Here is a 24,844-nt window from a genome sequence, read left to right as displayed (position 1 = left end):
GCTTCGCGCTTCACGATTGATGGCCCACGGTCTCCATGCTCCGCCTCGTCACCGGCCAGTTCCATCCCACACTCGAAACGCAACTCGTTCACGATCTTCGTGCTCTCAAGGCCGGCCATCCCGAGGCCGCCGTCGCGCTTGTCGTGCCCTCGGATCAGTTGCGTCGTTCGCTTAAGCAGCTGCTGGTCGTGAAGCAGGGGCTCGCGCTGCTGAATGTCCACATTCTCTCGTTTCATCAACTTGCCCTGCAGTTGGATCGCGAGCGTCGCACTGCTGCGAGGGGAGCCGGCGCAGAACGACGGATCGAACTCGTCACCGACATGTTTTTCGAGCGCCTGCTGCAGCATCTCGCGCAGCGCAACGTACCACAGACCGGGGTACTTCGTTTGCCGCAGTTGCCGTCCGGCGCCTGGCCGGCTTTGTGGGCCAGTCTGCGAGACCTCAAGGATGCCACGGTGGATTCTGCCCTGGCGTTACGCGCGGTGGAGGAAGGGCAGTTCCCGCCGGAAGACAGTGAGAAGCTCAGAGGCTTGTTGACGTTATATGCGGCGCTACGGGAAGGCAGTGCGGCGTTGGGGGTGGGATCTCCGGATGACTTGACCGCGCTCGTGACCGACTGTGTGTCCACTTCTCCCTTTCTCCGTGGCCTCGCCGGTCTCTGGTACTACGGGTCGTACGATCTGACGCAAACTCAGCTGACTCTTCTGGAAGCGTTGAGTGTCTCCCTGCCGCTCACGGTCTACTTCCCGCTCGGCGAACAACCGGCCTACGGTTTTGCGCGACAGTTTCTAGAGCGACACCTCTATCCGATTGCCGGAGGTCCAGGCGAACGGTCGCGTATGACAACCGGTGACTCTGCTCCCGATTCTCAGAAAGTAAATGTATCGGTTGAAGTGCGGAATGCCGCCGGTCTCGACGATGAATTGACGCTGGTCTGCAAGCAGATTCTTTCGCTGGTAGAGACCAATGGGTATGCCTTCGGTGAGATTGGGGTGGTGGGTCGTACCCTCGTGCCATACCAGGCATCCCTGCGACGCATCTTCGACCAGCATCGCATTCCATTTGTCTCCAGTGCGACGGTGCCGCTGTTACAGGAACCATCCGTGAAGACGCTGCTTCACCTGGCGCGACTGAAGGAAAACGGCTTGCATCGACCGGCCATGTTGGAAGTGCTGACCTCCCCATGGAATCGCCGCCTCACGACGGGTACGCACGAGGTTGAGCCCCGTCCCGACCTCTGGCGCGTGGCAGTGGAGACGCTCGGAATTACTCGTGGGGAAGAGGAATGGACACGCCTGGCGCACCTGGGCCGTCTGGACTCCTGGGCGACCGACGGCGAGGACAGCGTTGCGGAAGAACTCGAGGCGTTCTCGATCGACGGGGTGCAACTGCGCCTGCTGTGGGACTGCCTCGCGCCATTGATCGAGGATCTGAAGCACCTTCCGGATCGGGGCGGATATGGCGCCCTGACCGACGCCTTCTGCGCTCTCGCCGACACCCATCTGACCGTTCCTCTCGGGCTGACCGTTCCCTTCGGGTTATCCACCTCCATCGACGCGACGGCACAGGGGGATGATGCCCAGGACGTGCCTGAGGCGTTGTCCAGAGTCTTCGCCGAGTTGCACGCACTCGACCGGCTCGGCGCCGATATCACCTGGGACGAATGGACAGACACGTTCGCGGAGATCGTCTCGCGAACGACCTGCGCCCTGGCCCCCCCTTCGCACCAGGGCGTACAGGTGCTGGATGCGATGGCAGCCCGCGGGCTTGGATTTCGGGCCCTCTTCCTGATCGGAATGAATGAAAAACTGTTTCCCCGGTACATCCATGAGGATGGATTTCTCCGTGATCGGCATCGACTGGTCCTGAGCGAAACCCTGGGCTACAAGATCGACCAGAAGCTGCAGGGGTATGGAGAGGAGGCACTGCTGTTCGAGCTGTTGCGAGCGTCGGCCAAGGAACGATTGTATCTCTCCTATCAACGGGCGGATGCCGCCGGTCGCCCGCTGGTGCCGTCCAGTTATCTGGATGCGGTCGGGGTGGTGCCGCACCCATCGGATACGACATCTCTCCTCGCCCTTCCGCGTCGATGGTCGGACCGTGTCGATCTTCCGCTCTTCACGCCGCAGCTGCAGACGAGGGAAGAGCTCACCGTGAGTACGGTACTGCAGGGTTGCGATGTGACTGCGCTCTTGGAGGCAGTCGGGCGTGACGGATTGTTATTTTCCCACGGGCTGGGAGCGCAAGGCGTCATCGAAAGCGGGCATCCGGCCCTGAGCGCGTACGACGGGATGCTCGAGCATTCAGGCGCCCATTGGAAGGCGGTCACTGAACGCGGGTTCTCACCGACGGCGCTGGAATCCTATGCCCGCTGCCCCTTTCAATATTTTTCCAGGCAGGTGCTCAACCTTGAATCGGTGCGTCAGACTCCTTCTATGGAACTGACCCCTCCGGCAATGGGGCAGCTCTGTCATGGCGCGTTGCGACTTTGTTATCTGGCGCTGATCCAACTGGGCTGGCCGGTTACGGTACTGTCCTCCTCTGCCATCACTGAGGAGGTCGCTCGGGCCGTCGCGCAGACCTTTGACGCGTACGCCAGGACACATGGAACCGGCTACGCCCTGACCTGGCAGTTGGCACAGGAATCGGTCCGGCGGTTGATCGAAGCGACAATCATTCTCGATCGTGACGCGGCGTTGGCCTCGGGATTCCATCCCGCTGAATTCGAACTGGATGCCATAGGGAGTGTGCCGGATGGATCGCAAGGCGAGGAGATTCCACTGCGTGGACGATGGGACCGGGTGGATCGGCATCCGCAGTCTGGCGCGCTGAGGGTTATCGATTATAAGTATCGAGCGAACGATCGCGTGGAGGCCAAGGATCGCAATCTCCTGCAAGCGGCCCTGCGCGCGCAACGACTGCAGCCTGCGCTGTACTCGTTGATGGCGGCTGTCGGCTCGCCAGACGGTCAGCAGGGAGTATTGCCTGAAGCGGTCGAGTTTCTCTATTTGCTCCCGCATGCCGATCCTGCGGTTGAGCGTGTGGCCTTTGCCGCGTCAGCCTGGCAGGGGCCGTCCGGTCCGATATTGAGCAGGACGATGCAGGTGCTGCTCGACGGCATACGCGCCGGGCAATATTTCATCGCCCCGGATGCCCACTGTACCCATTGTGACTTTTCGACCGCGTGTCGCCGAACCCATCAGCCGAGCTGGTGGCGGGCTTCTCGGTCCTCACCGTCCAGGACATTGCGGGATGTGCGATCGCAGAAGGTGGCGCGTGACTGAACCGGCCTCGATTCCAGACCAGGCGGCACGAGAAGCAGCGGCTACCACGTTCGACCGGAATGTCGTGGTGATCGCCGGGGCGGGAACCGGGAAGACGACGCTGCTGGTGAATCGATTGATATATCTGCTCATGCGCCGGACCGATCCGCTGGACCTGTCGCGCATCGTGGCTCTCACCTTCACCAACAAAGCCGCCGCCGAGATGAAACTTCGTTTACGAGAGCGTCTTCGTTCCTTGGTGAATGCGGAAGGCCGTGACAATTCCGTGGTGGGCGGTGGCACGGTTTCAATCGCCGACCTACGCCTACGATATGGATGGACGACCGATGAAATCGTGGCTCGGGCCGATGCCGCACTTCGTGATGTGGAGAAAGCGCAGATCGGAACCTTGCATAGTTTTGCCGCGCATCTGTTGCGCCTGTACCCGATCGAAGCCGGGGTCACACCGACGTTTCAAACGGACGAGGATGGATCGCGCTTCGAGGAACATTTCACCGCTGAGTGGGAGTTGTGGCTGGATCGTGAGCTAGGCGCGGCGGGGAGTGATCACAGACGCTGGCGAGAACTCCTGGACACATTCGGTCTCGACGAACTGCGAGAGCTGGCCTACCGTCTGCACAGTGACTTGATCGATCTGAATGGGTTGGCGCAGCAGGTGGCCGAGACGGGCCTGAATCCGGAATTGCGTGACTGGTTCTCCAGTAGGAAGGCGCTAGCGGAAAATCTGCTCGCACGGTATGAACGCCCGAAGCGACGCAAGATCGAGCTAATGCTGGCGGCGGTTGCGGAACTCTTCGCACTCCTGCTTGCCGATGGGATCAACGGTCTGCGCGCTCTCTCACGTGAGACGCAGGAGTTGCTGGCCAAAGACCTCGGCGCCGCACCGACCGGATGGCAAGAGGATGATCATGCGGAAGTCGAGTCGTTGCAACGGATCGCCACGCGGTTGCTTAAGGTCGACCATGCACTCCTGCAGAATCTCCTGGCTGTGCTCTCGCCGTTCGTGCAGTCGGTGCGAACGTCGTTTCTGGATTCCGGCTGGCTCACCTTCGATGGTTTGGTCGGCAAGGCCCGGACGTTGCTGCGCGATCATCCTGCGATCCGCGAGCAGTTGAAGCGGGACTATCGCGCGTTGCTGGTCGACGAATTTCAGGATACGGACCCGGTGCAGTACGAGATCGTGCTGTACCTGGCCGAACGCCTCAACACGCAGGCCGGTTCATGGCGAGAGACGGAACTCGAATCGGGAAAACTGTTCATCGTCGGTGACCCGAAGCAGTCGATCTATGCGTTCCGTCGGGCTGATATCGAAGCGTTCGATCATGTGGTCGATCGCCTGGAACGCAGCGGGGCGTTACGCTGCGAGCTCGCCACAAATTTTCGCAGTCATGCGCAGGTGCTCGATCTGGTTAACGGCGTCTTCAACCGGCTTCTGGTCGCGCAGCCGTCCATTCAGCCGCCGAATGTCCCGCTCACGGTACAACCGAATCGATCCAGTCAGTTTCGCAATCCCGGTGTAGAACTCCGCTTGGTCGCGTCGGAGGACGAGGACGAGTTGGATTCGGCCGCAGCAACCCGGGTGGAGGCGGAACAGATTGCGCACTTGGTGTCAGGTTTGCTCCGTCCGGCCGGAGACGCGGGAGCGTCAAGGGGAACGGAAAGCGGGCTCCGCCCAGGGCATGTCGCGCTCCTGTTTCGAAAATTGACTCAGGCTGAGCCCTACCTGGAAGCCCTCCGCCGGCACGACATTTCGTACATCATCGACGGGGAAAAACATTTTTATCGGCGGCAGGAAGTGATCGATCTCGTGAACATGCTCCGGTGCGTCGGCAATCCCCACGATCGCGTCGCCCTGGTGGGGCTGCTTCGATCGGCAGTGGGTGGCCTGCCTGACTCCGCGTTGGCCGAGCTGCAGGAACGGGAGTCGCTGGATTACCGCGAAACCGATCGCCTGACAGACTGGAGCAGTCCGCATGCCGAGCCGCTCCGTCGGTTGTACGGCGTGCTGGCGCGGTTGCATGAGCTGGCGCCCCGTTGTCCGCTCCCTCAGGTGCTGGACCTCATTTTTACACACCTGCCGGTACTCGAACTGGCGGCGGCGTCCCTCCACGGCGAGCAGGCGGTGGCCAACCTGTTGAAGGTTCGCCAGATGGCGGCGGACCTGGCGGATCGCCCGAACCTGACGTTGACCGGATTTGTCGCGCTGATGCTGGATCGGCTCACGGAGCAACCGGAAGAAGCGGAGAGTGCGCTCTCGGAGGATACCCTGGATGCCGTTCGTGTGTTCACCATCCACAAGGCGAAAGGTTTGGAGTTTCCGCTGGTGATCCTCGCCGGGTTACATCATGGAGATGGTGCAGGCCGCGGTCCTGCGCGACCGATCATTTGGCATGATTGGTCGACCGGTGTGCAGGGGCTCGATCTGGGGGACCGGTGTAGCCTGGGCGCGGTACTGGTGGCTGAGAAGGCGCGTACGCGTGAACAGGCGGAACGGCGTCGGCTGTTTTATGTCGGGATGACGCGCGCGAGGGAGCGTCTGGTCTTATCCGGAGCTCTGCCGCGGCGGCGGGTGCGGGGGGCGTTGCTGGAATTGTTAGAACAGGCTGCCGGCGTGGAGCTCGGGCTAACCGATCAGCAGGACATTTCTGTCGGTGGTGTCGGCTTGCGTCAGACCATCCTCCAGGGAGATGATCGTCCGCCGGCGAGACAGCGCGAACGTCCGATGGTGTTGGAGGGCGTGGTCACTGACCGGGCATTTTCAGACCGCTGGATGCAGCGCGACCAAAAATGGCAGGCGCAGCGAACGGAGTCCTTGCAAGTCTCACCGTCCGACTTCCTGCAGAAACCCGCTCCGGCCGTCGAGCGAGAAGCAGGGCAGGTGAGGCTGGTGACGCGGGGAAAGACCCTGGGGACGATGGTCCACCGGCTGCTGCAATACTGGGATTTTACCGCTGATGTCGACGCGCAGGTAGCCTTGATCGACCACATTTCACTGGCGCTCGATGAACGGGATACGGCGACGCATGACGTGGTGATCGGGGAGGTGCGAGACTTGCTGCGAACCTTCGCCCAGTCTCCGGCCTACGAGCGATTGCGCCGGGCGACTGTGATCGGTCGTGAGGTGCCATTTCTCATTCCCTGGAACGGTGGTCGGCAAATCATGGAAGGGGCCATCGACCTGCTCTACCGCATCGATGGCGAGATCTGGATTGCCGATTATAAGACGGATATGATCCCGGCGGATCAGGTAGCGGCGAGGGTTGAGCTCTATCGAGAACAGGCACGGTTGTACCGGATGGCGGTGGAACAGGCGTTGGGTGAATCCGTCGCAGGTTTCGAATTCATTTTCCTGCGGCAAGGAATGACGGTCACGGTGTGAGTACAAAGGAGGGTGGCATGAGGGTGCTCGTGTGGGCGGCAACGGTAACGATGGCGCTGGTCGGGTGTGCCGGCCAACACAAGGTGGAATTGCGGCCGCTGCATGCAGCGGCGGGGACCAGCGTTGCGGTGAGTCAGCAGTTGGAACAGGGCAATCAGTTGTTCGCACAACAAGATTGGGCTGGAGCCCGACAGGTGTATGTGGCGACGATCACAGCCGACCAGACTCTGGCGGAAGCGCACTACAATCTGGGGTTGACGCTGGAGCGATTGGGAGAGAAAGCCGAGGCCAAGAAGCACTATGTCGCCGCGGCCAACCTGGCTCCAGGTAACAAGGTGATCTGGGACGCCCCGCCTCTTCGGAAATATGACAGCGATATCGGGTTAGACCGGAAATCCTGGATGGACGCCAACCCCAAGTAGCAGGGGGCGGCAACGGCCGCCCACGCTTCAGAGCGGGGCGGCTGAACCTGAGTCTGGTTGGAGCGGGCGTTTTCGCTGAGACGCGATTGCCAGGATAACCGCTCCCGCCACGATCATGGGAATGCTGAGCATCTGCCCCATCGAAATCGTGCCGATGATGAATCCAATCTGCGCATCCGGCTCGCGAAAAAACTCCACTACAATCCGGCAGATCCCATAGCCTACCAGGAAGGCGCCGAAGACGGTTCCCGGTGGCGGAAGGCGGCGCGTGATCAGCCAGAGTACGGTAAAGAGCAGCAGTCCTTCCAGGAACGCTTCATACAGCTGGGAAGGATGGCGGCAGGCCATGCCGCCGGCCGGGAACACCATACACCAGTCTACGTCGGTGGGGCGGCCGTATAGTTCGCCGTTGATGAAATTGCCAATTCGCCCCAGTCCGAGACCCACCGGGGTCACACCGGCCGCTAGGTCGGCAATAGTCAGGATCGTCATGCCTTGCCGCCTGGCAAACAGGATGAGGGCCACAATTGTGCCGATCAGGCCGCCATGGAACGACATGCCGCCTTCCCAGACGGCGAAAACCTTGAGCGGATTCTCCAGATAGTAGGAGAGGTTATAGAAGAGCACATAGCCTAATCGGCCTCCGGCAAAGACGCCGACTGCCGCGTAGACGATCATATCGTAGACCTGATCCTTATTCAGCGGCAGCTTCTGTGCCCTGGCCCGAGCCCCGATGATGAAGTAGGCCAGGGTGAGTCCGATGAGATACATCAAGCCGTACCACCGGAACTGGAGTGGCCCTAACCGCAAGAAGACCGGGTCGATATCGGGATACACAATGGCGTGTAACGAGGACAGCATAGAAGGACCCCACATAGTTTCGCGATCTTATGTGAGCCTGTTCTGCAATGCAAGGCTGGGCTTGAAGCCTTGCCGGGCAAGGCCTGCAGCCCGATCAGCTGGTTTCCTTAGGAACACCTGTCGCTTTTCTGAAACGGTTGTCTCCTTCCGTTGTTCACAAAACAGCACCCTTTATGAGAAGTCGCTAACCCGATTTTGACGCATCGCAGAAATACCCAGTGAATCCGCATCACGCGTCTGTGGCACGGTTGATGCTGTAGTCATCAGTAGCTCTCGCCGAAAGTCAGTGGACAGTAAACCTTGTTGTACCAAAGGGAGGATGTCACGATGTCTACCAAGGGGCGTGAAGCAGCGAAGATTGCAGCCATTATCGGAGGGGGCGCAATTGTGGGTGCGGCGCTGGGGTTACTCCTGGCACCGAAGAGCGGGGCGGAAACGAGGCGCGACGTGGCGCGGTATGCGAAGCGGGCACAGGTCCAGGCCACCCGGTTCAGTCGCTCGGTGAAGAGCGGCGTGTCCACTATGGTGGAACGTAGTAAAGCATTGGTGAAGCGAGACGATCATAAAGAAGCCGCGTAAGCCTGCCGGCTTGTCGGCACTGGTTTCGATAGAGCAATGACACTGCAACGGCCTGTCTCGGGAGGGACAGGCCGCTTGCACGTGTGAAGATGTTCTGCCGATCGCTTGACCCCCCGGGAGCCCGATGTTAGATTTCGCCCCGATACTTTTCTCTCTGCGGGAGTGGCGGAATCGGCAGACGCCCAGGACTTAAAATCCTGTACTGTAAAAGGTGTGCGGGTTCAAGTCCCGCCTCCCGCACCAACCAGCGATAGCGTCTCTTGCACGAATGGACGCTGTGTCTTACGCCCCGAACGTATTCTGAGCCCGGCGAGCAACGTATTGTTCGTGGCAGTTGTTCGCGCCTGATCCGGCACGTGATTCGAGGGAATGAACCCCGATGTTGAACGACGATGTGTTGACTGCGGTGCTGGAGTTTCGGCGGAAGCGCGATTGGGAGCAGTTTCACAAGCCCAAGGAACTCGCGGCGGCCATCACTGTCGAGGCGAGTGAGTTGCTGGAGGTCTTCCAGTGGAAATCTCATGACGAGGCGGCCCGTCTCCTGGAAAGCCCGGCACGAGTGCGTGTGGAGGATGAAATTGCCGATGTGGTGATTCTGCTTTCCTACCTTTGTCATGATCTGGGTCTGGATGTGAATGCCGCGGTGCTGTCGAAGTTAAAGAAGAACGAGGCCAAGTATCCCGTCGAGAAGTCCTACGGCAATGCCCGGAAATATGATGAATGATCGGGCGTACAGAGCGCACGTTCGTCTCTAACGGTGTTGTGCACCTTGAGCCAGGCTAACCGGCTAGGTAGGCTATCTCCACTATTACACCCCCCCCAGAGCATTGTTTCCGGCCGTGAAGGTTTTTCTCCCGATACCTCGGCTCACACCTGCAGGACCTTGCTCGAACGTATTTCCATGTGGAATACCACGGGGATTTGGGCACGGTTGTCGATCGAATGAGGCCGTACGAGTTTCGCCTTCCATGCACAGTGGTGGTCTGAAATGCTATGATGCCCGACAGTAACCACATTGTTGATTCCATTCGTTGAGGAGACATTATGAGTAGGTATCTCTCACGCCATATTGTCGGGGTCTCATTGGGCGTCGTGCTGTTCGCAGGGAATGGTCTGGCAACGGAACCGGCCGATGTGGAGAAGTTTGTGAACGCCCGGATCGAAATCGGCGAAATGATGACGAATTATTTCAAGGGTGGAGAGTCTTACGGGTCCGGACAGCGGCCGTCGCCGGAGAAAATGAAGGAGATGAGCGACGACATCAACGCGAAACTGACCACACTCTTGTCCAAGCATGGTTTAACGCTTGAAGATTACCGTGCGCGCAGCAAGGATGTGTTTGCTGATGATGCGGCAGTCAAAGGATATCTCGCGCAACATCCGGAGCTGAAGACCAAATATGAGGCCCTTCCGCTGAATCGGATGAGTGGGGGCGGAGGAGGCAGTACCGGACGGGGCTATTAACAGTATGCGGAAAAATCCCGCCGGCGTCGTTCTCGACATCCGTGAAGCGTGAAGCGTATCTCGGCAAGGTCAGAGCGTATGGCTGGTGGCGTATAGCTGAAAATAAAGCCGCCCGATCTCGATTTCTGGCCATAGGCCACACGGGATGAGCTGTATGCCATAGGCTCGTTTCTGCCGACGAGAGGCGAGATATGAACGACGAGCGTTGGGGGCCTAGATGACCTGGATCAAAAGGTTCGTGAGGTGCTCCATCCCGATGCAGTCGAGGATACAATAGGCGCGATATTGCGTTCGGCCCTTCTCTCCGGCCAGAAAACTCACGCTCGATTCCCGGTTCATCACCCAAACTGAGCCGGTCTCCTGTTTCCAGCCGTCTTCGGCCCTGATCGTAATCTGGTGTGTATCTCCCACGGCCAGGCTCGTCACTTCTTCACTGAAGACGAAGGTGATCTTCACCACCGTATCCTTGGGGATCTGCAGGGCTCGTTTCGGTCCATAGGTCCGGCCCTTCTCATCCATGAATCCCTTTTCACTGACTCGCACCTTGATCTCGACCGGGGCCTTTTCCGGGGTGGCTGCAGCCGTTATCGTCGGTCCGGCGACGGTGGCGACAAACGCCAGCATGGTGACCATGGTTGCCAATCGCTTTGTCATTTGGGGCATTGCTCTCGTGCTCCTCTATTGCGCTTCCTGCGATCGCAGGGGGGCCATTCCCATATCACAGGGTGGCTGCTGCGAGTCTTGGTTGGAGTGGACTACAACTGGGGGCGACTGTTACGACAATGCGGAAAGTCACTCTCAGAAATTTCGTGTGCTGTATTCACCATAGCACAGGCAGGCAGGTTGGCAAGTTCTTTTATCTGCCGCGACAGAAAGCCTGAAACGCGTAGGGGAACAGGCGTAAGGGGCAGTGGTGAGGCCAATGTTCACGGAGTGCGCCGTAGCCTGCTAGGACTTCAGCTGACTGATGGGGTGTGAGTGAGCACTCAGGTTGTTCGCTTATGGAGCAGGTCTGGTTTTGCCTGTGATACTCGGGTCGTGTCGGCCGGCGGCAATTGGAGTTGCGCTCGGGCGGCTTCAATCGGGAGTTCGCGCCAGGCGCCTGGTTGAAGATCGCCGAGTGTGAAGGGGCCGTATTGAATCCGTCGTAACCTGGTCACTTCATGTCCCAGCGCTTTGAATAGCCGCCGGATCTCGCGATTCTTGCCCTCGGTCAACGTCACGGCCAGGTGGGATTCGCGTCCTGAGCGTTTCTGAATCGTGACGGCTGCGCAGTGCAAATGCTCGCCCTGATCATGTACGCCGTCGAGCAAGGCTTGACCCGTCTCGTCCGTGACCTCACCGCGCACGGTGACCAGATACAGGCGGGGCACCTGCTGCGTCACATCGGTCAGGAAGCTGGAGAGCGTCGAGTCGTTCGTGAGCAGGAGGAGTCCGCTTGTCGCTTGATCCAACCGGCCAACCGCATGCAGGCGTTTCATCTCCGGGGGAAGCACATCGAAAATGGTCTGCCGACCCTGTTCGTCTTGATGTGTGGTGACCACACCTTTGGGTTTATGGAAAAGAATGAACCGCAGGAGACTTTGCTGGATCGGTTGATCGTCCAGTGAGACGACATCGCCGGGCCAGTCCACCCAGATGTTTGGTGCGCGTACCAGGCGTTGATTGATGCGAACCCGTCCTGCTCTGATCCATTCCTGTGCCTGACTCCGGCTGGCGATGCCTAGTTTGGACAGTAGACGATCCAGTGTGACTCGTTTGGTGGTGGTTGCCTTCGGGCGTGACGTGCTCCGCGCTGGATTTCTGGCAGCCGGAACCGGTCGCGACGGTTGTGCCTGGTCCTGCGCGCTGGATTTCGGATGACCTGTTCTGCCCATAGGACTCACGCGTAGGAGCTGTTGCGGAGGGATCGCCTGGGGTGACTGTACACTGCCGGGTGCTGAAAGAAAAGGAGATCGCTTGGAGGCTCGATGTGGAGCGTGGGGTGAGGTGTGCTTGGATCTATGTATGTCACCTAGCTGTGATGGTATGATGGCCGCGGCTTTACGGGTATACACGAATCATGTTCTGAGTGGCAGCAGGGTAGTCACACCGGCGCTTCTGATCACCGGCCTCTTGTTGGTAAATAAGCGAACAGGCCTGTGAGCGTCGGTACGTGCGGACGGACAGCACGAGGCTCCTCGGTCGCCATGGGCTGGAGGGTTGGATGTTGATGCACATCGTGTGTCTGATGTGTGAGGCATCGCGGTAATGCGATGTGGGGGACGGCGGAGTGGATGTTGGTCGGTGCACGCGCAAGTACGACGGCTATGTGGACGGGTGACTGTTCTCGCGGAGGGGAGGCGATGGTGAACGGACGGGCTGCGCGGGTGACGACTCATGCGAGATGGAGATGGGTGCTGCTGGCGACGATGGTGCTGTTGTGTCGTCCGCTGCCGTTCGCCATGGCTGATCCGTCCTCCCAACATCAGCTGCAGGCGCTCGCCGGGCAGGGGGATGCGAATGCTCAGTGGATGTTGGGACAGGCCCTGCTCACGGGCAGTCTCGGCGATACCGATGAGGCCGAAGCGGTGCGGTGGCTGCAGTTGGCGGCCGATCAGGGCCATGCCTTAGCGCAACGGGACATGGGCATGTTGTATGAGCAGGGGCAGGGCGTGACGCAGGACGTCCTGGAAGCGTATTTCTGGTATTCCCTCGCGAGTCGGCAGGACAGTAGTCGAGCCAGGCTTCGTCGTGATGCCCTGTCGGCTATGCTCACCGCGGAGCAACATGAAGCCATTGCGGCACGCCTTAAGGGATGGCGGCCGATAAAATGATTCGTCGGTGTCGGGCGTTATTTTTTTCGTCTGAAGAGATCGGTGCTGAGCGACTCAATGCGGTCGAGAAAGAGCAGGCCGTTCAGATGGTCCATTTCATGCTGAAAGGCGAGCGCCTCGAATCCTGACGCACTCACCGTGACGACTCGGCCCTCGGGTGTCAGCCCCTCCACCAGCGCCTCTTCGTAGCGCAGCACATTTCCCGTATAGTCCGGTACGCTCAGGCAGCCTTCCCGCACGCTTTTTTTCCCTTCCAGCGAGAGAATGACCGGGTTCAACAGCACGACCAACCCATGGCCTCGCTCGCCTTTCTTGCGCGACACATCGACGACGATCACCTGCACCGCCTGTCCGATCTGGGGCGCCGCCAGTGCCACGCCGGGTGATGCGGCGAGCGTATCCAGCATATCTTGAACCACCGCTTGCACGGCGGGATCGGAGGGGACGGCGGCGGCGTTTGTGGATTTGAGTGCCTGGTGGGGATACTGCAGAATCGGACGGATAGCCACGATCAGAAGGTGACACTTTCGAGCAAACGAAAGGTCAGGTCGACACCCAGCAGCGGCTTCAATTGTTCCAGGGCCTGTCTGAGCTGGTCGGCTTGCTGGGCCTCCTGCAACTGAACCTCCAGGACCATGACATAGATGGGACGATCTCCCGATCCGACCACACGGGTGTTCATGTCGGTAATGTTCCCTTGGTGCTGGGCGACGGTGCGGGCCACCCGCGCCACGATGCCGGGATGGTCGGCCCCGTAGACCGACAACATGAACGTCGGTATTTCCAGGGCCGTCTGTCTGCTGGCCGCCTGGTCGGGCATCGCTCTGCATAAGACGGCAAGGTCCAGCGGCGTCGTGTAGGGCATCAGGCGTCGGCCAAGATCTTCGGCCACGATTCCCTCCGGCAGGCGCACCATGAGCATCATGGTGAACTCGCCGCGTAGGCGGGTCATGCAGGTGTCTTCGATATTACAGCCGAGCTGGTAGAGGCTATCGGCCATCAGGGCGACGATACCGGGACGGTCTTGTCCGAAGGCGGTGATGATCGCGAAATGGTCCATCGGCATCTCGTCGGTCGCAAGCAGGGAGCAGGGTGCACGTAGAATGCGGCAATTGTCGTAGATTAGCAAGCGCCGGTCGGATCCACCTGGCGAGACTTGTTCCTACGTGCGTCGTTTCGTACGGTTTGTCGGGGTGGCGGCGAGTGGATCATCGGGCCAGTGGTGGCGTGGATACCGGCCGCGCAGTTCCTTCTTCACCTCTTGATAGGCCGAGCGCCAAAAGCTGGCCAAGTCTTTCGTGACCTGGACAGGCCGTCCCGCCGGCGACAGCAGATGCACCATCACCGGGACCCTTCCACCCGCGATGCGCGGCGTGTCCTGACAGCCGAACATTTCCTGCAAGCGCACGGCCAGCACCGGAGTCTCGCGCTGGTCGTAATCCAGCTTCACATGGGAGCCACTGGGCACGGTGAGATGGGTGGGCACGAGCTTGGGCAGTTCCTGTCGCTGTTGCCAGGTGAGCAGGCTTTCGAGTGGCGGCTGAAGGTCGAGGCGGCGGACCTGCGCCAGGCTCGTGAGGCCGCTGACGAATGGCCCCAGCCAGGCTTCGAGGTGTTTTTCGAGCGCGGCATCCGACAGATCAGGCCAGGTGGGGTCGATGCGATGAAGAAACCCGACGCGTGCGCGCCACTGTTGCAGCTCGTTGGTCCAGGGCAGACAGGCGAGGCCTGCCTTCCGGATGCCGAAGAGCAGCGCGGCGGCGACTTGAGTCGGGTCCGGGTCGTGGGTGGCCCGATCATCGAGGATGAGTTGTCCCAATCGGCGCTGCCGTCTGGCGCGAACGGACTCCGACCGGTCATCCCATTCCAACAGGTCGACGGCTTGGATCTGCTCCGCGCAATGCTGCTGCAGATCTGCCAAGCCAACCGGCGCGGCCAAGAGAATACGCGCCCAATCGCCGGTGCCGTCGAGCTGAGCCACCACCAGATACTCGTCTTGAGAGAGTCCCTGTACGGTTTGAAATGCCGCACCTCGGCCGTTGGCTAAACGATAACGTCCCTCGCTGCCCGTGATGCGTTGCGCAATGCGATCCGGGTAGGCCAAGGCCAGTAGCGTGCCGGTGTGTTCGGTGCCGTCACCGGAAGCGCCTGCCAGTTGCAGCTGGCGGCGCCATTGTTCGGCGGCGCGTCGCACCCGTTCGTATCCGGTCCGATTGACGGTCGCTCCGGCAAGATGTTCCCTGACGCCTCGTAAGGCTTCGACTCTGATACGCAGATCGGCATGTCGCCAGCCCGGTCCGCCTTGGAGAATGTCGCGTTCACTCAGCAGCGCCGCCAGGTCACAGGCGTGAGCAGCCAGGCCGAGAGGCACGGCGGTCACGATCATGTGGGCCAATCGTGGATGGACCGTGACGTGAGCGAGTCTGCGACCATGGGCGGTGAGGGCTCCTTGCGCATTGAGCGCCCCGAGTTGCCGCAGCAGAGCACGGGCCTGGGCGAAGGCGCCTGCCGGGGGCGGGTCGAGCCAAGACAGTTCGCTCGTTTCCACGACGCCCCATTCTGCGAGATCCAGCGCCAGTGGTGCCAGGTCTGCCTCCAGGATTTCCGGCGGGCGGCGTGGCAATAGCGCTTGCTGTTCGGCTGTTGTCCAGAGACGATAACATGTTCCCGGTTCCAGTCGACCTGCGCGGCCGCGCCGTTGATCCGCCGCATCCTGGGTCACGCGAATAGTCTCGAGTCTGGTGAGCCCTGAGCGGGGATCGAAGCGCGGCACCCGCATCAGTCCCGCATCGATCACGACCCGCACCCCCTCGATAGTCAAACTGGTCTCGGCGATGGAGGTCGCGAGCACAATCTTTCGTCGCCCTTCGGGTGCGGGAAGAATAGCTTGTTCCTGCTCATGCTGCGGGAGTTCTCCATGGAGTGGCGCGATGAGCATATCCGGGCCGAGCGAGGCGGCGAGCAGTTGTCGTTCGACGCGCCGGATCTCCGCCATGCCGGGGAGAAACACCAGCAGACTGCCTGTATCACGCGCGAGGGCCTGGCGAATGCTCCGGACCACCGCCGGTTCCAGATGCCCTTCGATCGGCTGGTCGAGATACTGCGTGGTGACGGGGAAGAGGCGGCCTTCGCAAGAGATGGTGTCTGCATCCTGCAGCAGGCGCGTCACTGCCGCGCAGTCGAGTGTGGCCGACATGACGAGTACGCGAAGGTCCGGTCTGAAGAGGCGTTGTGATTCCTTCACGAAGGCCAAGCCAAGATCCGCTTGCAGGCTGCGTTCATGAAATTCGTCGAAGATGACGAGGCCGTATCCGGCGAGTGACGGGTCGTGCTGCAGGAGCCTGGTCAGGATGCCTTCGGTGACGACTTCGATCCGGGTATCCGGTCCGATCTTGCTGTCGTGACGAATGCGGTATCCGATCGTCTTGCCGACGGGTTCTCCTAGCGTGGCAGCCATATAGGATGCGGCCGCGCGCGCCGCCAGTCGCCGAGGTTCGAGTAGTACCAGTTTCTGTTCTGTCAGCCAGGGTTCGTGCAGCAGGGCCAGCGGAACACCGGTGGTTTTCCCCGCGCCTGGCTGCGCCGTTAATAGTGCCGCGCGGCCGGCTGCCAGGCTTTGGCGGAGAGCCGGGATCGCCTCTTCTATTGGTAATCGGACCATGGTAGGGTGCGTCTCCTGAGGAGCCTATAGGCTATAACACATAGCCGCTACCGAATGGGACAGTCGCCGGCGCGGATAACCTATCGCCGGAGTTGTGAGAATAGTTTCGTCCAGCCCTACGGCTATACGCCACTGGCCATACGTTCTTTTCCCTGACGAGAGACGCTTCACAATTTATAGGAGGATCATGACGAGTTTAGGATGGACAAGCGACAAACCGGCCAAGGCCGGGTGGTATTGGTGGCGTGGGTTGGGAGAGGACATGGATCCGCTGATCCTCTATGTGGATGAGGTGGGGTATTTCCAGTGGCCTGATGGAGCTTCGCAGGAAGTCGGCCTGACGAAGGGCGAGTGGGCCGGCCCGCTCACTCCTCCGAGTGAGGAGTAATGGTTCGATGATGGTTCTGCCTCAGACGTGTGAAAAGGCGTTGCTCGAACGGTTTCTGCGTGCCGAAGCTATGGCGCTGTGGGCGGTGCGGGCCGCTCAGATGCAGAACCTTCCCCGCCATGTGCAGACGTTCCTCCAGCGCCACGAGATCGACGAACAGGATCACCTGCGGCAATTCGAAGGGATGCTCGGCACGACCTCACAGCGGGCGCCGATGCTCCCGACCGTACCCTCGCAATGGGAAATGTTGGCGGTGTTGTTGTTCGGATATGAGGCGCTCGGACTGGAATTCGCGACGCTCCTCGCAACGGTGCGGCCGGACCTGGCGGACATCCTCGAAGACGAACAGGTGCATGTCGGATTTTTCGAGCAGGAACTCAAGATCATTCTGGCGGGTGGGGAAGTGGGGGCTCAACAGGCACGGGAGGCGGCACGCACCTGGTGGAAGAAGTTGCCTCGCACGGTGGATCGCTATCTCGGTGATCCCTCGCTCTCGCCCTACAGAACCGAACTTCGACAGCACATCCTCTCGGTCATTCAGGATCGATTCACCGCGTTGGGCCTGCTGGCTGCCGAGCAGGCAGGCCGGTAGTCTCCGACCCGCCTGCTCCGTTCCACCTCGTGCTAAAACTGCAGCGTGCCGTTGATGGCGGCCAAGACCTGATTCTTGTTCAGGCCGTCGTTGTACGGCGAGCGCTGCCCGTCGAACCAATCGGCGCGTACTTCGGGACGGATCAACACATTGGGGTGCGGCCGATAGTTGAGGCCGGCGCTGAGCGAATAGAAGGATCCGGCAAATGGCCCGAGGTTCGGGTTGTCGCGCACCGGGTTGCCGCCGACCCGGGTGCCGGCTTCGTCGCGCATCCACTCGAAGCGCAGACCCGCCCGCCATTGATCGGTGAGCGCATAGTACAGATAGTTGTCGATGCCGTACCAGCGCGCGGTGCCGCCGTCGACCTTCCCCTGGTTCTGATACGCATAGTGATGATGGAAGACGTATTCCCATCGCTCGGCTGGATGTGCCGTGAAGATCAGGCTGTAGCGCGTGCGGGTTTCAAATTGTGTGGCCACGGCGCTGGGTTCGTTGCCCGTGACCATGGAGAAGGAGAGCGACCAGAGATCCTCAGGCGCGGTGTACTTGATGCTGGCCAGCCCCGTGGTGCTGTCCTTCGTCCGGTCCAGCGAATCCCAGCCGTTGACTAGGCCGCCTTGCAGCGTGATGCGGTCGTTCAGGTGCCAGGTGGCCAGTCCGCCCCAGTGGGTGAAGGGGCCGGCGAATTGGTAGGCGTAGGATTTGGAATAGAAGAAATTATTGATGGACGGTACACCTTCGTAGCCGATGATGGTGTAGAAGTGACCGACCTTCACCGAGAAGGTCTGGTTGCCGATTTCGGCATAGGCCTGCGGCATGGCCAGTCCGTAGTGCTGCCCCTGGGCGTTCCAGCGCTGGGCGCCGTTCTCACGCCGCTCGACGCCATTGCTCTGTGTCAGGAAGTAATCGTAGCCATACATGAAATCCAAGCGTCCGCCGATGCCCCAATTGCTACCGGTGGCGGTCAGCGGTTTTTCGACGATCATATACAACTGGTTCAGGACAGGAATATCCCGGTCGATGGCGTTGTAGGGCCCGCTGAAGTTGCTGCGCGGGTTGCTCGCGTTATACGTATACCCGCCGTCCACCCAGCCGCGTACGCGGAGGAATCCGTCCTGCGGAAAAAAGCGGTTGATGCCCTTTTCATCCGCGTGCCACAAGGAATCGGTCCACAATGGATCCGACGAAGAGCGGCCATCCAGCCCGGGCGTTTGTGCGGAGAAGATTGGAGGAGGCGTGACACCCAGCGGGATGCCGGTGAGCAGCGATTGCCCGAAGGCGCCTCCTGTCCAGATTCCCCAACTCCAGAACATGGTGAGCACGAATGCGTTCACGATCGATTTCGACATACCCATACCCGTACCGCCCTCCTGTGGTTAACGTCTGTCACGTGATGGATGATGATGCCGCGAGCAACGCTAGCGTGTGAGCCGGTAGTCGACACGTGGTCCTGGTCGAGGCGGTTGTCACTCAGCGCGCGCAGCGGGCGGCAGTCTAACAAGTTGGCGGGTAAGGGAAAATTGGGGCAAGCATTTAAGTGAATTCAGTGGGGCCACATGGCCGGAGCCGAGTGTCACTGTGACGGTTGCGTGGAGTCGGTTGTGGAAGTGCCGGGACGATGGGGTGAACGGGCTAGGCTCCCACCGGGACGAGTCCGCCGACGACCCCGATTTTACGGAACTTCTGATCGCGCTGAGCGATGAGTTGGTCGGTCGGTAGTTCAACGAGGGCATACAGCTGATTGGAGAGGGCTTTGGCCACTCGATCGCACATCGCTCTGGGATCACGATGCGCGCCGCCGAGCGGTTCGGGGATGACCTCATCGACAATGCCGAGTCCGACTAGATCCTGGGCGGTCATTTTCAGCGAAGCGGCCGCATCCGGCACCTTGGACGGGTCGTCGTAGAGAATCGCGGCGCAGCCTTCGGGAGAAATAACGGAGTAGACGGAATGTTCCAACATGAGGATGCGGTCGCTCACGCCCAATGCCAGGGCGCCGCCGCTGCCGCCTTCGCCGATGACGACGGAAATGATGGGTACGGTCAGCCGGGACATGACGAACAGGTTCCTGGCGATCGCTTCGGCCTGTCCGCGTTCTTCGGCGCCGATGCCGGGATAGGCGCCCGGGGTGTCGATCAGCGTAATGATCGGACGGCCGAATTTTTCCGCCAGTCGCATAAGTCGCAATGCCTTGCGATACCCTTCCGGATTGGGCATGCCGAAGTTCCGCTGCATCCGCTCTTTGAGGGTCTTTCCCTTCTGATGGCCGATGATCATCACCGACCGGTCGTTGAAGCGGGCGAAGCCGCCTACGATCGCGCGGTCGTCGCCGAAGCTGCGGTCGCCGTGCAGTTCGAGGAATTCGCGCGAGAGTTCGTTGATATAGTCGAGGGTCGTGGGCCGCTGAGGATGGCGGGCCAGTTGGGTGCGCTGCCAGGGCGTCAGGGTCGTATAAAGTTGGTGCTCGACCTGCGCAAGTTTCGTCCGGAGCTTGCGGATTTCATCTTGTGTGCCGGACTTGGGAGACTCGGCTGAGGCCAGCTTCTCGATTTTCTCTTCGAGTTCGCGGATCGGTTTTTCAAAGTCGAGGTAGTCTCTCATACTGCTGAACCCCCTTAAGGGTGTTGCCTAGGTTGGCCTAGGTTACCAAAGTGATGGCGCCCTTGCCTAGCACTTCCTCGATATCGGCGACAAAATGCTCACTAGGAGTGATCTTGACGTTGGGGAGGGGAGAGGTCCGCGCTTCCATCGTGCCGCCGAGGGCCATGACTAGGGAGACGCTCGACGCACCGGGATATTTCTGGAACACCTGCCGGAGCATCGGCAATCGGGTGGAGGCCGTCGGGCCGTCATGCAGGCGAATCATCACCCGCGAGATCCCTGTGTTCTGCAAATCAGCCAGCGGTTCGATTTTGGTCCCACGCAACTTGGTGCCTTTGTCGCCGCGATCCACGGTGCCCGTCAATCGCACGACCCGTTCCGGCACGATCATCTCGGCATGGTCTCGATACAGGTCGGGGAAGGCTATCACTTCTACCAGCCCATGTAAATCCTCGAGTGTGATGTAGGCCATGCGGTCGCCTTTTTTGGTGAGCATGGATTTGACGGTCGTAATGATGCCGCAGAGTTTGACCTCTCGTCCGTCCGGCACATCGGGGATCTGCATGGTCGTAGTGTTGGCAAAGAGTTGGATGGCCGCTTCATACCGGGCCAGCGGATGGGCGCTGATGTAGAAGCCGGTCAATTCCCGCTCATACTTCAACAATTCACCCTGGCTCCACTCGGGTACATCGGGCAAGGCCGGGTCTGCCAGATTTTGCGGCAGGCCGACTGTCTCGTCGCCGAAGATGCTGGTCTGTCCGAGCGCGCGCTCCTTCTGGATGCTCATGCCTTCGTCCATCGCTTGATCGAGCACGGCCAGGTATTGCGAGCGCCGTCCGCCCATGGAATCGAACGCCCCGGCCTTGATCAATCCTTCCATCATGCGTTTGTTCAACTTGCGCAGGTCGACCCGGCGGAAGAGATCGAAAAAGGAGCGGAACGGTCCGGTCTCGTTACGAACCTCGATGATGGATTCAACCGCGCCTTCGCCGACATTTTTGATCGCCGCGAGTCCGAAGCGGATGCTGGTCTCGACGACGGCGAAATTCTTCTGGCTCTGGTTCACGTCCGGCGGGAGCACCGGAATGCCGAGCCCGCGACATTCGGTGAAGTAGCCGACGATCTTGTCGGCGTTGCCCATGTCGGTGGTCATCAACGCCGCCATGAACTCGGTCGGGTAATGGGCCTTGAGGTACGCCGTTTGATAACAGACCACCGCATAAGCGGCGGCGTGCGATTTGTTGAAGCCGTAGCCGGCGAATTTCTGGATCAACTCATACAGTTTGTCGGCCTTCTTCTCAGAGATTTTTTTCTGCTTCGCCCCTTCCAGAAATTGGACGCGCAGCTTCTCCATCTCCTCCGGCTTCTTTTTGCCCATGGCTCGACGGAGAATATCCGCTTGTCCCAGGGAGAAGCCGGCCACCTTGTTGGCGATGGCCATGACCTGTTCCTGGTACACGATCACGCCGTACGTGTCCTTCAGGATCGGCTCGAGCTCGGGCATCTCATAGGCGATCGGGATCTTGCCCTGTTTGCGTTTGATGAAGTCCGGAATGAGGTCCATCGGGCCGGGGCGATAGAGCGCGATGATGGCGATGATGTCTTCGAACCGGTCCGGCTTCAGACCCATGAGGAGGTCGCGCATGCCGGAACTTTCCAGCTGGAAGACGCCGGTGGTTTTTCCGGACGACAGCAGCGCGAACGTGTCGGGATCGTCGAACGGCAATTGCTCGACGCGCAGAGGCGGCTGATCCGGGCGCACCTCGTTCACCAACGTCTCGGCGCGGTGAATCATGGTGAGCGTTTTCAGTCCGAGAAAGTCGAATTTCACCAGGCCGATTTTTTCGACATCGCCCATTGAATATTGGGTGACGATTTCGTCCTTGGGGCCTTTATACAGTGGGACGTGTTCGGTGAGCGGCTGGTCGGAGATCACGATACCGGCCGCATGGGTGGAGGCATGGCGGGCGAGGCCTTCGAGAGACTGCGCCACGGACATGAGTTCCTTCACCTTCACATCTTTGTCGACAAGTTCCTTGAGGCGCGGTTCCTGTTCGAGCGCCTTGTCGAGGGTCATCTTCAGATCATCCGGGACGAGCTTCGCGATTCGATCCACCTCGGCATAGGGCATTTCGAGCACGCGGCCCACGTCGCGAATGGCGGCCTTCGCCTTCATCGTCCCGAATGTGATGATCTGCGCGACGTGGTCTTCGCCGTATTTATGGATGACGTAGTTGATGACTTCATCGCGGCGATCCATGCAGAAGTCCATGTCGATGTCGGGGAGGGACACACGTTCAGGATTCAGGAACCGCTCGAAGAGCAAGGAATAGACGAGCGGATCGAGATCGGTAATGCGCAAGGCGTAGGCGACGAGGCTGCCGGCGGCGGAGCCGCGTCCCGGTCCCACCGGAATTCCGCGTGAGCGTGCGAACTTGATAATGTCCCAGACAATGAGGAAGTACCCGGCGAATCCCATCGAGCAGATCACCGCGACTTCTTCTTTCAGTCGGACTTGATAGGCGATCTCGGGAATGGAGCTCGGCCGTTCCTTGAGGCGTGCCGTGAGCCCTTCCATGGCCAGTTGCTCCACGTAGGATTCGCGGGTGTAGCCTTCCGGCACTTTGAACTGGGGCAGGTAGGTCTTATTAAACGCCAGGTCGAGGGTGCAGGCCTCGGCGATCTTGACGGTGTTCGACACGGCCGTCGGCATTTCTTTGAATTCAGTCAGTGCCTGCGCGGTGGACTTCACATAAAGTTGGTCCGTATCGAACTTCATGCGGTTGGGATCATTGATCGTCTTCCCCGTCTGCAAGCACAGCATGAGGTCGTGCGGGCGGGAATCTTCCTTCTTAAGGTAGTGGCAGTCGTTGGTGCCGGCGAGCGGGATGCCGAGCTTCTTATGGATCTCCAGCAGGCCGTCGTTGGCGATGCGCTGGTGCTCTAATCCGTTGGCCTGGAGTTCGAGGTAATAATTGTCCTTGCCGAAAATCTCTCGATACTCGCCGGCTGCCTTGGTGGCACCTTCCAGATCCTTCTGTCCGATGAGGTAGGCGACCTCGCCGCTGAGACAGCCTGAGAGGCCGATCAATCCTTCGTGGTGTTGCTGAAGAATTTCCTTATCCATCCGCGGCTTATAATAAAATCCTTCAAGATATGCTTTGCTCACCAACTTGATTAAGTTCTGGTATCCCTTGAGGTTTGTCGCGAGCAGGATCAGATGGTAGTAGTCGTTGTGCGCGAGGTGAGAGTTCTTTTCCAGGCGACTGCCTGGCGCCATGTAGGCTTCGCACCCGATGATGGGTTTGACCCCCGCTTCCTTGGCCTTCCGGTAAAACTCCACCGCGCCGAACATGTTGCCGTGATCGGTCATGGCGACGGCGGGTTGCCCGAACGACTTCACCTGTTGCATCAGGGGGTCGATCTGGTTGGCGCCGTCGAGGAGGCTGTATTGAGTATGGAGATGCAGATGAACGAATTGTGATGCCACGAGCGAATTGTAGTGAGAGGCAAAGTTGAAGTCAAACGGAGAGGGGCGAAGGCGGCCTAACAGTCTCCTTTGTTCACGCAACGCGCGGCCTCAGAAGGCCCTCGCCTGGGTAAACGGCGCGTCGCGGCGCGCCGGAGGGTTGGGTGGGTAAGAAGGCTGCGCGCAATTGAAGGCTACCCCAGTATTGTGTTCTCAGAAAGGCAATGGCAACATGGTTCGTCGGAGGGTATGAGTATGACTCAGAAGCGCACAGGTAAACGGGCCGCATCGAAAAAGACTCCGGCAACGCCGCAAACGGACCGCTTCGGCGCGGAAGGGGTCATGGCTGATCTCAGTCGAATCATGCGGGAGCAGACGTTTGAGAGTTTGGACGATGCCACGCAGTTCATGCAGCGTCTGATGGAGAAGGAGGGTGGGAAGATTCCACGCTCTCGGACGCAGGGAGCAGCTGAACAGGCGCAGGAGTTAATCTACCAGGCATGGGAAGCGAAGACCGATCGGCAAGCTGCCGCGCTTGCCCGCCAGGCGCTGGAGATTTTCCCCGACTGTGCAGATGCCTACAATGTGTTGGCGGAAACAGAGGCTCGGTCAGCAGAGGACGCCCGTACCTTCTATCAGCAGGGAGTTGATGCCGGGCGGCGTAGTCTTGGAGAGGCCTTTTTTCGCGAACACACCGGCCACTTTTGGGGCATGATCGAAACCAGACCGTACATGCGCGCGTGCCAAGGCTTGGCCGATTGTTTATGGGCTCTAGGTCGGAATCGGGATTCCATCGCGCATTGCGAAGCGTTATTGGAACTGAACCCCGATGATAACCAGGGCATTCGTCATGGGCTGTTGAGCCGTTATCTTGTGCAAGGGGACGATGCTGGAGCAGAGCGTCTTTTTCGCCGATATGCGGATGATTCGTCGGCCGCGTTCCTCTGGAGCCGCGTCCTGCTGGATCTTCGTCGGGGTGATGAGGTCGCGGCCAAGGCGGCCTTATTGGAGGCCATGGATTGCAATCCGCATGTAGCAGGCTTCTTTGCCGGCAAGCGGAAACCGCCGGCTACGTTGCCGGAAAGTTATTCTCCGGGAGACCGAAACGAGGCGGTCCTATATATTGCGAGTTTTGCCGAAGCGTGGCTGGCGTCATCGGACGCGATGGATTGGCTGATGGGGCAAGTCACGAACTGAATCAAGCAACTGTTGCCGAGCCAGCACTCGGATACCCCGCTCTCTGCACGCCGTCCTTGCTTCACGTGAACGGACCTGGTACAGTGCAGGTGTTCGCGTAAGACCTTCTGTAGCCGGGGGCAGCCGCCCTC

The 24,844-nt window shown here is 60.0% G+C and carries 19 protein-coding genes and 1 tRNA gene; 11 read left to right on the top strand and 9 right to left on the bottom strand.

The window, feature by feature from the left end; genetic code table 11:
- Positions 1 to 35: 35 nt before the first annotated feature.
- From V9G17_01910 to V9G17_01900, 3 genes are read left to right on the top strand one after another with little or no spacing between them, the layout of a single operon-like run.
- A complete protein-coding gene (locus V9G17_01910) occupies positions 36 to 3,284 on the top strand; it encodes a PD-(D/E)XK nuclease family protein (GenBank protein MEI2751330.1) in 3,249 nt (1,082 codons plus the stop codon).
- Positions 3,277 to 6,663, top strand: a complete 3,387-nt coding sequence (locus tag V9G17_01905) for a UvrD-helicase domain-containing protein (protein MEI2751329.1) — start codon at positions 3,277 to 3,279, stop codon at positions 6,661 to 6,663. The genes V9G17_01910 and V9G17_01905 overlap by 8 nt, the downstream gene beginning before the upstream one ends.
- A gap of 17 nt (positions 6,664 to 6,680) precedes the next feature.
- A complete protein-coding gene (locus tag V9G17_01900; GenBank protein ID MEI2751328.1) occupies positions 6,681 to 7,085 on the top strand; it encodes a tetratricopeptide repeat protein in 405 nt (134 codons plus the stop codon).
- Between the two features lie 27 nt (positions 7,086 to 7,112).
- Here the strand turns inward: V9G17_01900 and lgt are convergent, their stop codons facing one another.
- Positions 7,113 to 7,946, bottom strand: coding sequence for a prolipoprotein diacylglyceryl transferase (lgt, locus tag V9G17_01895; protein ID MEI2751327.1), 834 nt, complete (start codon positions 7,944 to 7,946; stop codon positions 7,113 to 7,115).
- A 327-nt stretch (positions 7,947 to 8,273) separates the two neighbouring features.
- Here lgt and V9G17_01890 point away from each other — a divergent pair, with 327 nt between their 5' ends.
- The 4 genes from V9G17_01890 to V9G17_01875 all read left to right on the top strand — a co-directional run bounded on the left by V9G17_01890 (position 8,274) and on the right by V9G17_01875 (position 9,989).
- Positions 8,274 to 8,525 (top strand): YtxH domain-containing protein, encoded by a 252-nt coding sequence (locus tag V9G17_01890; protein ID MEI2751326.1) that lies wholly within the window; start codon positions 8,274 to 8,276, stop codon positions 8,523 to 8,525.
- Between the two features lie 156 nt (positions 8,526 to 8,681).
- Positions 8,682 to 8,768: transfer RNA gene (locus tag V9G17_01885), tRNA-Leu, on the top strand.
- A gap of 136 nt (positions 8,769 to 8,904) precedes the next feature.
- Positions 8,905 to 9,249 carry a nucleotide pyrophosphohydrolase gene (locus V9G17_01880; GenBank protein MEI2751325.1) on the top strand — a complete coding sequence of 115 codons (345 nt, stop codon included), beginning with the start codon at positions 8,905 to 8,907 and terminating at the stop codon, positions 9,247 to 9,249.
- Between the two features lie 320 nt (positions 9,250 to 9,569).
- Complete coding sequence (locus tag V9G17_01875; GenBank protein ID MEI2751324.1) at positions 9,570 to 9,989, top strand: hypothetical protein; 420 nt, start codon at positions 9,570 to 9,572, stop codon at positions 9,987 to 9,989.
- Between the two features lie 213 nt (positions 9,990 to 10,202).
- On the opposite strand, the gene V9G17_01870 is transcribed toward V9G17_01875, so the two are convergent.
- Together V9G17_01870 and V9G17_01865 are read right to left on the bottom strand one after the other, a co-directional pair.
- Entirely contained in the window at positions 10,203 to 10,652 is a 450-nt protein-coding gene (locus V9G17_01870) for a hypothetical protein (protein MEI2751323.1), read from the bottom strand.
- A gap of 323 nt (positions 10,653 to 10,975) precedes the next feature.
- Positions 10,976 to 11,866: a pseudouridine synthase gene (locus tag V9G17_01865; protein ID MEI2751322.1), complete on the bottom strand. Its 891-nt coding sequence runs from the start codon at positions 11,864 to 11,866 to the stop codon at positions 10,976 to 10,978.
- 468 nt (positions 11,867 to 12,334) lie between these two features.
- Here V9G17_01865 and V9G17_01860 point away from each other — a divergent pair, with 468 nt between their 5' ends.
- A complete protein-coding gene (locus V9G17_01860; GenBank protein MEI2751321.1) occupies positions 12,335 to 12,805 on the top strand; it encodes a tetratricopeptide repeat protein in 471 nt (156 codons plus the stop codon).
- Positions 12,806 to 12,822: 17 nt separating this feature from the next.
- Here the strand turns inward: V9G17_01860 and def are convergent, their stop codons facing one another.
- The 3 genes from def to hrpB all read right to left on the bottom strand — a co-directional run bounded on the left by def (position 12,823) and on the right by hrpB (position 16,466).
- Positions 12,823 to 13,314 carry a peptide deformylase gene (def, locus tag V9G17_01855; GenBank protein MEI2751320.1) on the bottom strand — a complete coding sequence of 164 codons (492 nt, stop codon included), beginning with the start codon at positions 13,312 to 13,314 and terminating at the stop codon, positions 12,823 to 12,825.
- A gap of 2 nt (positions 13,315 to 13,316) precedes the next feature.
- Positions 13,317 to 13,865: an ACT domain-containing protein gene (locus V9G17_01850; protein ID MEI2751319.1), complete on the bottom strand. Its 549-nt coding sequence runs from the start codon at positions 13,863 to 13,865 to the stop codon at positions 13,317 to 13,319.
- 102 nt (positions 13,866 to 13,967) lie between these two features.
- Positions 13,968 to 16,466, bottom strand: coding sequence for an ATP-dependent helicase HrpB (gene hrpB / locus V9G17_01845; GenBank protein MEI2751318.1), 2,499 nt, complete (start codon positions 16,464 to 16,466; stop codon positions 13,968 to 13,970).
- Positions 16,467 to 16,653: 187 nt separating this feature from the next.
- Here hrpB and V9G17_01840 point away from each other — a divergent pair, with 187 nt between their 5' ends.
- Both V9G17_01840 and V9G17_01835 read left to right on the top strand, forming a co-directional pair.
- The gene (locus V9G17_01840) at positions 16,654 to 16,854 is read left to right on the top strand and encodes a hypothetical protein (GenBank protein MEI2751317.1); all 201 of its coding nucleotides are present in this window, start codon (positions 16,654 to 16,656) and stop codon (positions 16,852 to 16,854) included.
- A gap of 7 nt (positions 16,855 to 16,861) precedes the next feature.
- The gene (locus tag V9G17_01835; GenBank protein ID MEI2751316.1) at positions 16,862 to 17,446 is read left to right on the top strand and encodes a hypothetical protein; all 585 of its coding nucleotides are present in this window, start codon (positions 16,862 to 16,864) and stop codon (positions 17,444 to 17,446) included.
- A gap of 32 nt (positions 17,447 to 17,478) precedes the next feature.
- Here the strand turns inward: V9G17_01835 and V9G17_01830 are convergent, their stop codons facing one another.
- From V9G17_01830 to V9G17_01820, 3 genes are all read right to left on the bottom strand, one after another.
- Complete coding sequence (locus V9G17_01830; protein ID MEI2751315.1) at positions 17,479 to 18,801, bottom strand: outer membrane beta-barrel protein; 1,323 nt, start codon at positions 18,799 to 18,801, stop codon at positions 17,479 to 17,481.
- A gap of 277 nt (positions 18,802 to 19,078) precedes the next feature.
- The gene (locus V9G17_01825; GenBank protein ID MEI2751314.1) at positions 19,079 to 20,047 is read right to left on the bottom strand and encodes an acetyl-CoA carboxylase carboxyltransferase subunit alpha; all 969 of its coding nucleotides are present in this window, start codon (positions 20,045 to 20,047) and stop codon (positions 19,079 to 19,081) included.
- A gap of 37 nt (positions 20,048 to 20,084) precedes the next feature.
- A complete protein-coding gene (locus V9G17_01820) occupies positions 20,085 to 23,537 on the bottom strand; it encodes a DNA polymerase III subunit alpha (protein ID MEI2751313.1) in 3,453 nt (1,150 codons plus the stop codon).
- 234 nt (positions 23,538 to 23,771) lie between these two features.
- Between V9G17_01820 and V9G17_01815 the strand changes: the two genes are divergently transcribed.
- Positions 23,772 to 24,713, top strand: a complete 942-nt coding sequence (locus V9G17_01815; GenBank protein MEI2751312.1) for a hypothetical protein — start codon at positions 23,772 to 23,774, stop codon at positions 24,711 to 24,713.
- Positions 24,714 to 24,844: the final 131 nt, after the last annotated feature.

Source organism: Nitrospira sp., from assembly GCA_037045225.1.
Classification (GTDB): Bacteria; Nitrospirota; Nitrospiria; order Nitrospirales; family Nitrospiraceae; genus Nitrospira_A.
The sequence above is the reverse complement of the archived record's forward strand: the minus strand, read 5'-3'. Positions and strand labels throughout refer to the sequence as shown.